Annotated in this window: 1 protein-coding gene; it reads right to left on the reverse strand. The window is 33.4% G+C overall.

Annotation, left to right across the window (positions count from 1 at the left end; translation table 11 throughout):
• Positions 1-87: 87 nt before the first annotated feature.
• Positions 88-338, reverse strand: a 251-nt coding sequence (locus BN338_RS09245) for a hypothetical protein (protein ID WP_244427649.1), incomplete at its 5' end; no start/stop codon positions are given.

Here is a 338-nt window from a genome sequence, read left to right on the forward strand (position 1 = left end):
CAGCGCTTTTATAGTGCTGTAAGTTATTGATTTTATATGCGTTTTTTTAAGGTGCGGGATCAATAAATAAAGGTGCGGGAATAGGATTCAAAATTTCAGAAACCATTTTTTGACATGAGTAACAAAATTATCAATCGCGTTAATGACGCGTGAGCCTTCCACCATAAACGCTAGAACTAACAGTATGACCCATTTCATTATCCATGTAAGAAGTTTGAATTTTTCATAATGCTCTAAGAGATCAAGTAAAAGTTTGAATTCTTTTTCGTTCAGATCGTGAATACTTTTTTTACGAGCGATTCTCTTTTTCTTTTCCATCCATTCTCCCCATAAAAAAA

It is taken from the genome of Bartonella queenslandensis AUST/NH15 (assembly GCF_000312585.1).
GTDB lineage: Bacteria > Pseudomonadota > Alphaproteobacteria > Rhizobiales > Rhizobiaceae > Bartonella > Bartonella queenslandensis_A.